The following is an 11,980-nucleotide window of genomic DNA, read 5'->3' as shown; positions in this document are numbered from 1 at the left end:
TGAAGATCGGCGACCTCGTCAGCGGGGGTCGCGTCCGTAGCCGAGCCATCGTCATCCAGCGCAAGACCGGTCGGCCCGTGCAGTTCGAATTGCTCGAACCCGCCCGTACCAGCATCCTCGCATGGCTGGAGGCCAGGGGTGGCACGCTCGACGACTACGCCTTTCCAAGCAGGCTCGACGGCGTCACGCATATCAGCACCCGGCAGTATGCGCGCCTCGTCGATGAGTGGGTCACGGGCATCGGGCTACGCAGCGAGGACTACGGAACCCATACCCTCCGCCGCACCAAGGCGTCGTTGATCTACAAGCGGACCGGCAACCTGCGTGCCGTCCAGATCCTGCTCGGCCATACCAAGATCGAGAGCACGGTCAGGTACCTCGGTGTCGACGTCGAGGATGCGCTGACCTTGGCAGAGGGAACTGAGATTTGAGCGTTCGGCCCCTCGGCTTCATTGTCGGGGGGCTTTCAGAGCAGCCCGGCAGAAAAGCGCCCAACCCGGTCGTTTGTTGAGGTTCGGCGGCATCTCCGAAGCAGACATGGCGGATGCCGATGCCAAGTAATCTCTATCCTCTCGTGGACAGGGCCGTTCGGGCTGCAACCTGATCGACTAGGATGCCTAACGTCATTGGATGGCCCGGATCCCACCCGAGGACCTCTAGGGCGTCGGCCCGGCGAACGCGCACAAGCTGGGGGCGCTCGGCTACGAGAGTGCCGCTGACGTGCGCGACCTAGACACCCGGGTGGTGCGCATGGTCATGACGGTCGTCGGCGAGCGCCTCGTGCGGGAGCTGTGCGGCGTCGCGTGCCTCGAACTGGAGGAGATCGCCGCGAACCGGAAGGGCTGCGCCGTCACCCGAAGCTTCTATGATGCTGCGCTGGCCCCCTGAACCGGCATTGGGCCGAGCCGGGGGGCCGCGTTGGTCGGCAACGTGTCACGGATCTGCGCCCTGGTCTTCGCCCGCGCAGAGGCCCGTACTCTCGCGGACTGGAGGGCGGTCGTCACTCAGTCCGTCGAGGAGGCTGGGTACGGCATCGTCTGGAACGGCGACGCGGTCGCCTCGCTCGAAACCCGAACATAGGTCGCCGACCTTCGCAGACCCCGATCCCCGAGGGACAGCGACCGAAGGTGACGTCGCGCGGTATGCCGGTCCATATGGTCAGGCCGGCATCGGTCCGCCCGGAAGACCGGAGCCATTGGGCGTGCGTCACGGACGCGTACGCCGGCAGCGTCGTCCGTCCCGGGCTGCGACGACACGACTGCGTGAGACCGGTGGCGCGGGTGCAACACCGGTTTTGGGAGCTGCTACCGCCTCCGGATGGCCGCGAAGCACTCCAGACACATCGCCTTGACCGAACCGCTGATCGCGTACGTCGAGGCCCAGGTCGCCAAGAGCGAGTACACCTCGATCAGCGAGATCGTCAGGACGGCGCTGCGCCTGCTGATCGAGCGCGACGAGGCCAAGATCCTCCGTGGGGCCGCCAACGCCGAGGTCGTTTGTGACCGCGCCTGAGGACGCCGCCCGCGATCCGGGCCGGCTCGCGGCCCTCGACGGCTACGGCATCCTCGACACGCAGGCCGAGCGGGGCTTCGACGACATCGTCCTGCTCGCCTCCCGGATCTGCGCGACGCCGGTGGCCCTGGTCAGCCTGGTGGCCGCCGACCGGCAGTGGTTCAAGGCACGGGTCGGGTTCGACCCGTGCCAGACCCCGCTGTCGCAGTCGGTCTGCGCGCACGCCCTCGCGCGACCGGGCCTGTTGGTGATCCCGGACCTGACGCTCGACCCGCGCACCCGGGACAACACCCTGGTCACCGGGGAGCCCCACCTGCGGTTCTATGCCGGCGCCCGTCTGGAAACCCCCGAGGGCGTCGCGCTCGGAACGCTATGCGTGATCGACGGGAAGCCCCGGCCGGAAGGAATGACGCCCGAACAGGCCGAGGCCCTGGAGGCGCTGGCCCGCCAGGTCATGGCCCAGATGGAACTGCGCCGGTCGATGGCCGCCCGCGACGACGCCCTTCGAGGCGCCCGCGAGGCGGATACCTGGCACCGCCAGATCCTCGACAGCGCCGTCGACTACGCGATGGTGACCCTGGACCTCGACGGCCTCGTCACCGGCTGGAGCGCGGGGGCCGAGGCCATCCTCGGCTGGTCGGAGGCGGAGATGCGCGGCAGGCCCGCCCGGGTCTTCTTCACAGACGAGGACGACGCGGCGGGCATCCCCGAGTGCGAGATGAAGGGCGCCCGCGAGGAAGGCCGTGGCAACGACGAGCGCTGGCACGTGCGCAAGGACGGCTCGCGCTTCTTCGCGCTCGGCGAGATGATGCCGCTGCACGCCGACGACGGCGGGCACGTCGGCTACCTTAAGATCCTCCGGGACAGGACCGGCCAGCGTTTGGCGGCGGAGCGCTGCAGCGGCAGACCGACCTGCTCCGGACCGTCACGGACCACGTCAGCGAGGCGGTATTCCAGCTCGACCTCGACGGAATCGTCACGTTTGCCAACCGGACCGCGCACGCCCTGCTGGGATGGGATGAGGGAACGCTGGTCGGGCAGGACCTGCACGAGGCCGCCCACCACCACCATCCCGACGGGCGCCCGTTCCCGTCCTCGGAATGCGACTTCGTGCACTCCATCCGGAAGGGGGAGACCCTGCGCCGGCGCGACGGCACCTTCTTCCGCCGTGACGGCACGCCCATCGAGGTGGTCTGCTCGAACGCGCCCGTGTTCGGGGGCGGGGAACTCGTGGGGGCCGTGCTCACGGTCTCCGACGTGACCGACCGCCGGCTGGATGAGCGTCGCCTTCGGGAGATGAACGCCGAGCTGGAGCGGCGCGTCGCCGAACGGCAAGCCGCCGAGGGGCGGCAGCGCTTCCTCCTCGACCTGACCGACACGTTGCGCGAGCAGGGCGGCCCGCGCGGCCGGATGCAGGCGGCGGTGGACGCACTCGGACGCCACATCGGGGCCAGCCGGGTCGGCTACGGCTTCGTCGGGGAAGACGGCATGTCCGTCACCCTCGGCACCGAATACGTCGACGGCGTCGCGACGCTGGCCGACACCTACCCCCTCGACGCGTTCGGACCCGGCAACATCGCCAACCTCAAGGAAGGCCGCACGTCGGTCTATACCGACGTCGAGGCCGATCCGGACACCGCCGGCCTCGGGATGGGGTCCTTCGGCATCGCCGCCATCGTCGCCGTGCCCCAGGTTCACGAAGGGTGCCTGCGCTCGGTCGTCTACGTCAACCAGCGCGAGCCGCGGGCCTGGACGTCGGACGAGGTCTCGCTGGTCGAGGAGGTCGCGGCCCGGATCTGGGACGCCGTCGAGCGGGTGCGCGCGCAGGGCGCGCTGCGGGCGCTGAACGAGACCCTGGCGGCGCAGGTCGCCGAGCGCACCAAGGAGCGCGACCGGATCGGGCAGGTGAGCCAGGACATGCTGGGCGTCGCCGACGCGAACGGCGTCTGGGTCAGCATCAACCCGGCCTGGCGGTCGATCCTGGGGTGGGAACGCGACGAGATCGTCGGCAAGACTTCGGAGTGGCTCGAACACCCAGACGACCGCGAGAAGACTAGGGCCGAGGTCGCCCGGCTCGCCGCCGGCGGCCTGACGCTCGCCTTCGAGAACCGCTTCAGGGCGCGCGACGGGGGCTACCGCACGCTGTCGTGGACGGCCGTCCCGGTCGAGGGGATGCTGTACTGCGTCTCCCGCGACGTCACCCTGGAGAAGGAGCGTGCCGCCAGCCTGCTCCAGGCCGAGGAGGCCCTGCGGCAATCGCAGAAGCTGGAGGCGGTCGGCCAACTCACCGGAGGCGTGGCGCACGACTTCAACAACCTCCTCACCGTGATCAAGTCCTCCACCGACCTGCTCAAGCGTCCGGACCTCACCGAGGAACGGCGCAGGCGGTACATTGGCGCGATCTCCGACACCGTCGACCGGGCCGCCAAGCTCACGGGCCAGCTTCTGGCCTTCGCCAGGCGCCAGGCGTTGCGACCGGAGGTGTTCGACGTCGGCCGCAGCGTGCGGGCCATCGGCGAGATGGTCGGGACCCTCACCGGCGCCCGGATCGCGGTCTCGATCCATGTCAGCGAGGCGCCCTGCCACATCAACGCCGACCCGAGCCAGTTCGACACCGCCCTGGTGAACATGGCGGTCAACGCCCGCGACGCGATGGGCGGCGAGGGGCGGCTCGACATCGCGGTCGACGCGGTGGGCGTCGTGCCCGCGATGCGCTCGCATCCCGCGCAGATCGGCGACTTCGTCCGGATCGCGCTGACCGACACCGGTTCCGGCACCCCGGCCGACCGGGTCGACCGGATCTTCGAGCCGTTCTTCACGACTAAGGGCGTCGGGCAGGGCACCGGGCTCGGGCTGTCCCAGGTGTTCGGGTTCGCCAAGCAGTCGGGCGGCGAGGTCCTGGTCGAGAGCGAGGTCGGGCGCGGAAGCACCTTCACGCTGTACCTGCCGCGCGTCGACGCGGGTGCCGTCCGGGTGGAGGGGGCAACCGACGAGGCCGCCGTCGTCGACGGACGCGGCACCTGCGTGCTGGTGGTTGAGGACAACCGGGACGTGGGCACGTTCTCGACCCAGACGCTGGAGGAGCTCGGCTACGGCACGCACTGGGTCGGGAACGCCGACGAGGCCCTGGCGGCCCTGGCGGCCGAGCCCGACACCTACGACGTGGTGTTCTCCGACGTGATCATGCCGGGCATGAACGGGGTGGAGCTCGGACGTGAGACGGCACGCATCCATCCCGGCCTGCCGGTGGTGCTCACCAGCGGCTACAGCCATGTCCTCGCCCAGGAGAGCGACCACGGCTTCGAGCTGCTGCAGAAGCCGTACTCGGTCGAAGCGCTGTCCCGCATCCTGCGACGGGCCGCCTCGAAGCGCCGTTGCAGGGAGGCGGCGGAGTAGGACGGCGGCCGGTCCCGGACCTCATCGATCCCTCGACTTCGACAACGTCATGGGATGATCCGCCGTCGCCTATCGGGGGCCTACATCGAAAGGGGAATGCCTGAGTCAGGCACCGAGCAGACCCTTGCGCCGCCGCCAGGTCCCCACCTTGCGCAGGATGCGTGAGAGCTCCTCGACGGAGTACGGCTTGTGCAGGAGCTCGAACCCGTAGGTGCCGTTCTTGGCGAGCACGTGGCTGTAGCCCGAGGTCAGCACCACCGGCAGGTCATGGTGGCGGCGGCGGATCTCGTGGCCGAGGTCGATCCCGTTCATGCCCGGCATGACCACGTCGGAGAACACCACGTCGAAGCGGCCCGCGTCCATAGCCAGTTCCGAGAGTGCCTGCTCGGCGTTCTCTGCCCAGACCGTGGCGTAGCCGAGCTCGGCCAGGGACTGGGTGGCGAAGGCGCCGACGTCGACGTTGTCCTCCACCACCAGGACGCAGGTGCCGTGGCCGTCGACGAGCGGCTCCGGCTCGACATCCTCGGCGGTGGACGTGACCGGGTCGGGCACCCGGGGCAGGTACAGGGTGAAGGTGGTTCCGCGCCCGGCGCGGCTCTCGACCGCGACGTCCCCACCCGATTGCTTGGCGAATCCGAAGACCTGGCTGAGGCCGAGGCCCGTGCCGTGCCCGACGCCCTTGGTGGTGAAGAACGGCTCGAAGATGCGCTCCATGTCGCCCTCCGCGATCCCCGCCCCATTGTCGGTAATGGCGACCGCCACGAAGGCGCCCGCCACGGGGTCGAGCCCGCGGAGGGCCGGGAGTTCTGCAACCTCCGACATCTCGATGACCAGGCGGCCCTCGCCGCCCATCGCGTCGCGGGCGTTGATCACCATGTTGACGACCGCGGTGTCGAACTGGCTCGGGTCGGCGTTCACGAAACCGGCGGCACCTGGCACACGCACGTCGACGGCGATGCGCGAACCGGTGAGCGTTCCCACCATGTCGCCGACCGAGGTGAGGCTCTGCCCGACCTCGAACACCTCGGGCTTGAGCGCCTGCCGGCGGGCGAACGCCAGCAACTGCCCCGTCAGCTTGGCGGCGCGTTCGACGGTATCCGAGATCGCGCCGACGTAACGGAGCCTGCGTGCGTCCGGCAGGTCGGGTCGCTTGAGCAGGTCTGTCGAGGACTTGATCACGGTCAGCAGGTTGTTGAAGTCGTGCGCCACGCCGCCGGTGAGCTGTCCGATGGCTTCCATCTTCTGGGCTTGGCGCAACGCCTCCTCGGCGACCCTGAGCGCCTCCGAACGCTCGCGTTCGACCGTGAAGTCCCGGCCGACGGCGTTGATCACCCCGGCGTCCGGCCGGGTCGACCACGAGATCCATCGGTAGCCGCCGTCCTTATGTCGGTAGCGGTTGTCGAAGCGCGCGAGCGAGTGGCCCTCGGAGGACGATTGCGCCCCCTCGACGGTATGCTCGACATCGTCGGGATGGATCAACTCGAAGAGGTTGCGTCCGACGAGCTCCTCCTCCGACCATCCGAGCACGCTCGTCCAGGCCGGGTTCACGGCGACGATGGTCCCGTCGAAGCCGCAGCGGAGCATGATGTCGGACGAAAGCTGCCATAGGGCGTTGCGGTCCTGCGTCCGTTCCGCCACCCGCCGTTCGAGGGTTTCGTTGGTCTCTCGCAACAGGTGCTCCACCTGCTTTCGGTCGGTGACGTCGAGGACGAAGACGTAGAAGCCATCGACGGCGCCGTCCTCCGCCCGGCGCGGGAGGTAGCGGATGTCGGCGATGCGGGGACGCCCGTCCCGGTGCGGCCAGTCGAGTTCGAGCCGCACCTGATCCCCTGCCAGGGCGGCGTTGAATGCGCTTCGGCGCGCGGCAAGGCCCTCCTCGTCCAGCAGGTCGCTGACATGGCACCCGACCACGTCCTCGGGGCGTCTGTAGAACCAATCCTCGTAGGCCCTGTTCGCGAACCGGTAGGTGAGATCGCGGTCGATGAAGGCGATCAGCAGCGGCAAGGTGTCGGTGATGAGCAGGAGCTCGGCCTCTCGCGCGCGCAGGGCACGCTCAAACCGTACTCGCTGCGTGGTCTCGCTGGTGACGCAGAACATCCCGACGACCGTACCGTCCTCGTCGCACAACGGGGAGTACGAGAAGGACCACCACGTCTCCTCCTCCTCGCCGTACCGGGTCATGGTCAACGGCATGTCGTGGTATCGGCTCGGCTCGCCGGCCAACGCCTTCTCGAAGATCGGCCTGATGTCCTCCCAGACGTCGGCCCAGACCTCCGCCATCGACGCGCCGAGCGCCTGCGGATGGCGCAGACCAAGCATCGGCCGATAGGCGTCGTTGTAGAGGAACGTGAGGTCCGCACCCCAGACGAGGCACATGCTCTCGGGAGAGCCCAGGATCAGGTTGACCGCCACCTTCAGTGAGGCAGGCCATCCCGACGGCGGGCCCAGGGCGGTGCGCTCCCAATCGTGGGCCCGCATGAGGGCGCCGGTCTCGCCGCCGGCGCGCGGGAAGTCATCGGTCCGTGACGTCGGTTCAGCGAGCATGCGGAAGGGTTCTTGGCCGTCCTGGAAAACGGGGCCGGAGCGACAACCGCGGGACGCGTCCCATGTTGCGGCGCGACCTCACAGGACATCCTGGAAATTACGAAGTGGTGCCTCGACGACACAGCACACCCCCTCAGACGGGTACGTCAGCGCGATCCGACCGTCGACAGCGCCGACAAGGCCGCGCTCGATCAGCCGCGACCCGAACCCTTTTCGCGATGGGGGCACCACCGCTGGTCCGCCGCGCTCGCGCCAGGATATCGTCAGGACCGGGCCCGGGGCTTCCTCGCGCAAGGCCCAGTCGATCTCGACGCGGCCCTCGGGGGTCGAGAGGGCGCCGTACTTGGCGGCGTTGGTCGCGAGCTCGTGCGTCATCAGCGCGAGGGCGAGCGCGGCCTTGCCGCCGATCTCGACCGGGGGGCCGCGGTAGAGCACGCGGTCCGAGCCGTCGTCCTGCAACCCGACGCCGCCGCGGATGACGGGCTCGATGGCGGCATGCTCGGCCGCGCCGCCCAGGAGAAGGTCGTGGGCCTTGCCCAGGGTGATCAGGCGGTCGGCCAGCACCTCCTTGGCGACGTCGATGTCGGTGGCGCCGCGCAGGGTGTTGGCGGCGATGGCCTGCACCATCGCCAGAAGGTTCTTCATCCGGTGGCTGAGCTCGGCGCTCAACAGGTCGCGCTGCTCCTCGACCCGCCGCCGTGCGTCGATGTCTGAGATGGCCGCGACCACCCCGTTGACAGCCCCGGCCGCGTCCCGGACCGGCGTGGCGACGATCTGGGACCAGACGCGGCTGCCGTCCGGACGCTCGAACTCGACCTCAAGCTCGGAGCGTTCCAGCCCCTCGCGGATGACCCGGGCGACCGGGAACTCGGTCGGGGCGACCCGGCGTCCGTCGGCATGGTACGCCACCCACTCGGCGTAGCCCTCGATGTCGACGGATTCGATGGTCGGACGCCCGATCACCGTCTCCATGAAGGCGTTGCCGCCGACCACGCGACCGGACGGCGCCTCGGCGAACAGGATCCCCACCGGCACGGTCGCCAGGATCGAGCGCTGGCTCGCCTCGCTCGCACGAAGCGCGTCCTCGGTGCGCTTGCGCGCCGTGATGTCGTTGAACAGCACCGCGACCTGACGCGATCCCGGCTCGCCGAACGGATAGGCGTAGACCTCGAACCACCGGTCGCCGAGCGCGTTCGCGACGTGCTCGAACCGCTCCGGCGCGCCGCCCCGGGCGATGCGGTCGTAGATCTCGAACCAGTGCTCCTCGTGGCCGTCGGCGAGACCCCGCATCCATTGGCCTAGGACGCCCTTGAGCCCCGATTGCCGCTCGAACGCCGGGTTCACCTCCAGGAAGCGGTAGTCGAGCGGACGCTCGGTCGCGTCGAGCTTGACCTCGATCACGCAGAAGCCCGCGTCGATGCTCTCGTACAGGTCGCGGTAGCGCATCTCGCTGGCGAGCAGCGCCTCCTCGGCCTTCCGGTTCGCGCTGACGTCGCGCGAGACAGCCAGCAGCTTGGTGACCGCGCCGTCGCCGCCCCGGATCGGCGTGACCTGCACGTCCCACCACTTCCGGTTCCCCTTCATCGTGCAGGCCGGCCCGGTGAAGCGCCCGACGCCGCCCGCGGAGGCGGCATCGACGGCCGCTCGGGCCTCGGCCTTGCCCGCCTCGTCCCAGAACCCGGTCCAGTCCGCCCCGGCGATGCCGTCGAAGTCGTCGACCTCCATGACCGTCCGGCCGCCCTCGCTCATGAATTCGAGGCGGGCGTCGAGGTCGAGCACCTTAATGCAATCCGCGGAGGCATCGAGCACGCTGCGCAGGAATCCTTCGCTCTCCTGCAGCCGGGCGGCGGCGTCGCGCTGCTCGGTGCGGTCGCGCAGGATCTTCAGGAAGCCGATGGCCGTGCCCGCCTCGTCGCGCAGCGCCATCATCTCGCCGTTGGCCCAGAATCGCGTGCCATCCTTGCGGATGTGCCAGCGCTCGTCGACGCCCCGGCCGTGATCGAGCGCGGCCTGCATCTCCTTGGCGGGGATGCCGTTCGCCCGGTCCTCGGGGGTGAAGAACACGTCGGCCGGCCGCTCGACCATCTCCGCCGGCGACCACCCGATGATGCGGGTGGCGCCCTCGTTCCAGTCGTCGACGCGCCCGTCGAGGCCCATCACGATGATCGCGTAGTCGATGGCGCTGTTGAACACCGCCTCGTAGCGGTCCTCGGTGGCCTTGGCCCTGCGCCGGGCCTCGGCCTCGCCGACCCGGTAGAGCCCGGCGGCGACGGAGCCGGCGAACAGTCCCGCGACCTCGACGTCGCGCTGCGAGAAGGCGCCAGCCCGGCTGGACTGGAGCTTGAGGACGCCGATGCCATCGCCGTCGCGGGTGATCGGGACGACGACGCACGACCGCAACCCGAGGTCCTCAATCAGGTCGCGCTTCACGTCGGGGTCGTCGAGGACGTCCGCCACCGCCCGCGCCTGCAGGGACAGCAGGCACGCCCCCGCCAAGCTGCCGTGGAGCGGGAGGCGCAGGCCGGCATGGCGGGCGAGGTTCCCGGCCGCCCGCCGGTAGACGAGGTTTTCGCCCTCCCGCATCTCCACGACGCCGCCCTCGGCTTGCGGGAGCGCCCGCAGCGCCCCGGTCACGACCGCGTCGAGCACGTCGTCGAACCGCCCGCCCGATCCCATGACGGCGGCCTGGGCGGCGAGCAGGGCCTCGTGCTGGGTCATCGCCGCGCGTTGGGCGGCGAGCAGGCGGTCGCGCTCGACGAGCGACCGCCGCAGTTCCAGTTGCGACATGACCTGGCGGGCAAGCGCCCTGAGGGACTCGGCTTGGTCCGCGGTCAGTCCGTCGGGGCGCGGCTCGACGTCGATCACGCACAGGGAGCCGATGCATGCGCCGTCGGCAGCCTGCAACGGGGCGCCGGCGTAAAACCGGATGAACGGGTCGCCTGTGACCAGCGGATTGTCCCGGGTGCGAGGGTCCTCCCTCACGTCGGGGACGACGAGGAGGTCGGATTGCCCGAGGACGTGCGCACAGACCGATTTGTCGAGCGTCGTCTCGCAGAGTTCGAACCCGACGCGGGCCTTGAACCATTGCCGGTCGCCGGCGACGAGGCTCACCAGCGCGACGGGCGTGCCGCAGGCGTTCCGGGCCAGGGCGACGATGTCGTCGAAACCCTTCTCGGGCGGGGTGTCGAGGATGCCGTAGGCGTCGAGCGCCGCCAGCCTGGACGGGAGGGAGACCTCGAACGGGATAGGCGTCAGGGCGGTCATCGGCCGGCCTCCCGTAGCTCGGGAAGTATGGCGTCTGGTCGAGGAGGCGGAGGCGTCCCGGGCTCGGTCGCCTCGACGGCGACGATCTCGCCGTCCGGCGCGTATATCGCCCCGAGCACGGTGCGGAAATGCCCGCGCACCCGGGCATGGCAGTCGCAGCAGGCGGCCTCGGTCCGGGCCCGGTCGAGCATGTGGATGCGGCCGCGCCCGATATGGATCAGGCCCTGGTCCTGGAGCTTGGTCAGCACCGTGGTGACGTAGGTCCGACCGATGCCGAGCATCCCGGCGAGCACGACCTGCGTGATCGGCAGGGCGTCGGTGCCGACCCGGTCCTGAAGGCCGAGCAGCCAGCGCAACACCCGCTGCTCGATGGGGTGGGCTGCGTTGCAGGCGACCGACTGCAGCACCTGGGCGAGCAGGCAGTCGGCGTAGCGCACGAACAGGTCGTTCAGCGTCGGGGAGGCACGCTTGGCCTCGCGTAGCTTTTCCGCATCCATGCGCAAGACCGCGCCATCGACCTGGATCACGCACTGGGTGAAGGCGGGCAGGTAGCCGTGGCTGACGACGCCGCCCATCGCGCCCTCGTGCCCGACCGTCGCCGTCTCGACGGTACGGTCGCCGCCCATCGGCACCAGCAGGGTGGCGACGGTCCGGTCCAGGGGAAAGGTGACGTGCGAGACGTCCTCGCCCACGCGGAACAGCACGTCACCCCGGGCATGCTCCCGTCGGGCGAGATGCGGCGCAAGCAGGGCTACGTCGGACGCCGCGAGCGCGGCGAGGAGCAGGTTGCCCGCGAACGGGTGACCGGGGTCGCTGGGCATGGGGAGGGGAAATCCGGCCGACGGCGGGTCGTCGACGGGGCTATCCCTGCCATGGGGTTCCTCAGCCCACAATCCTACAATTCGCAGCCTGCGACACGATCACGTCAGGATGTAGGGGAACGTCCCCTCCGCGGACGACGGGGGCGGCGGGCTCGGACATCGGAACCCTCGGCGGGAGCGGGGCTTGCCTATCGGCGCCGGCGTCCGACCGGCAGAGAGGACCGCCATGTCGAGCGATACCGAGAAGCACCACGCGCTGCTGAGTGGGCTCAAGTCGGCCATGGGCAAGGGCGACGGCTCCTTCGAGCAGGCCGTCACGAGCGCCTTCGAGCATGTCTTCGAGCACCTGGACCGCCTGAACTCCCATGTCTCGGTCGGGGGACGTGATGGAGAGGACCGCCCCCTCAAGGATGGTGATTCGTCCACCCTGCGATAGGTCTTCG

At 69.8% G+C, this 11,980-nt stretch carries 7 protein-coding genes and 2 pseudogenes; 6 read left to right on the top strand and 3 right to left on the bottom strand.

Annotated features, from left to right (window positions below):
* From MKK69_RS19515 to MKK69_RS19495, 5 genes and pseudogenes are all read left to right on the top strand, one after another.
* On the top strand, positions 1-431 hold a 431-nt coding region (locus MKK69_RS19515), incomplete at its 5' end, for a tyrosine-type recombinase/integrase (RefSeq protein WP_243970564.1).
* A gap of 193 nt (positions 432-624) precedes the next feature.
* Positions 625-870, top strand: a pseudogene (locus MKK69_RS31375) (Y-family DNA polymerase); the annotation flags it as partial.
* 477 nt (positions 871-1,347) lie between these two features.
* Positions 1,348-1,512, top strand: a complete 165-nt coding sequence (locus tag MKK69_RS19505; RefSeq protein ID WP_243970562.1) for a type II toxin-antitoxin system ParD family antitoxin — start codon at positions 1,348-1,350, stop codon at positions 1,510-1,512.
* Positions 1,472-2,392 (top strand): annotated as a pseudogene (locus MKK69_RS19500) (PAS domain S-box protein); the annotation flags it as partial. The gene MKK69_RS19505 and the pseudogene MKK69_RS19500, both read left to right, overlap by 41 nt.
* Before the next feature lie 14 nt (positions 2,393-2,406).
* On the top strand, positions 2,407-4,908 hold the full coding sequence (locus MKK69_RS19495; protein ID WP_313900870.1) for a PAS domain S-box protein: 2,502 nt from the start codon (positions 2,407-2,409) through the stop codon (positions 4,906-4,908).
* Positions 4,909-5,013: 105 nt separating this feature from the next.
* Here the strand turns inward: MKK69_RS19495 and MKK69_RS19490 are convergent, their stop codons facing one another.
* The 3 genes from MKK69_RS19490 to MKK69_RS19480 all read right to left on the bottom strand — a co-directional run bounded on the left by MKK69_RS19490 (position 5,014) and on the right by MKK69_RS19480 (position 11,537).
* Complete coding sequence (locus tag MKK69_RS19490; RefSeq protein ID WP_243970561.1) at positions 5,014-7,452, bottom strand: PAS domain-containing protein; 2,439 nt, start codon at positions 7,450-7,452, stop codon at positions 5,014-5,016.
* Positions 7,453-7,530: 78 nt separating this feature from the next.
* On the bottom strand, positions 7,531-10,716 hold the full coding sequence (locus MKK69_RS19485; protein ID WP_243970560.1) for a PAS domain S-box protein: 3,186 nt from the start codon (positions 10,714-10,716) through the stop codon (positions 7,531-7,533).
* Positions 10,713-11,537, bottom strand: a complete 825-nt coding sequence (locus MKK69_RS19480) for a Crp/Fnr family transcriptional regulator (RefSeq protein ID WP_243970559.1) — start codon at positions 11,535-11,537, stop codon at positions 10,713-10,715. Before MKK69_RS19480 ends, MKK69_RS19485 begins: the two co-directional genes overlap by 4 nt.
* A gap of 226 nt (positions 11,538-11,763) precedes the next feature.
* Between MKK69_RS19480 and MKK69_RS19475 the strand changes: the two genes are divergently transcribed.
* Positions 11,764-11,973: a hypothetical protein gene (locus tag MKK69_RS19475; protein ID WP_243970558.1), complete on the top strand. Its 210-nt coding sequence runs from the start codon at positions 11,764-11,766 to the stop codon at positions 11,971-11,973.
* Positions 11,974-11,980: the final 7 nt, after the last annotated feature.

Origin of the sequence: Methylobacterium sp. J-026 (assembly GCF_022829585.1) — a bacterium.
In the GTDB taxonomy this organism is placed as follows: domain Bacteria; phylum Pseudomonadota; class Alphaproteobacteria; order Rhizobiales; family Beijerinckiaceae; genus Methylobacterium.
This window is presented reverse-complemented; position numbering and strand designations above follow the sequence as displayed.

Excerpts from the sequence above, each read along its gene's own strand:
- MKK69_RS19490 (WP_243970561.1), bottom strand. The coding sequence starts at position 7,452 with ATGCTCGCTGAACCGACGTCACGGACCGATGACTTCCCGCGCGCCGGC.
- MKK69_RS19485 (WP_243970560.1), bottom strand. The coding sequence starts at position 10,716 with ATGACCGCCCTGACGCCTATCCCGTTCGAGGTCTCCCTCCCGTCCAGG.
- MKK69_RS19480 (WP_243970559.1), bottom strand. The coding sequence starts at position 11,537 with ATGCCCAGCGACCCCGGTCACCCGTTCGCGGGCAACCTGCTCCTCGCC.
- MKK69_RS19475 (WP_243970558.1), top strand. The coding sequence starts at position 11,764 with ATGTCGAGCGATACCGAGAAGCACCACGCGCTGCTGAGTGGGCTCAAG.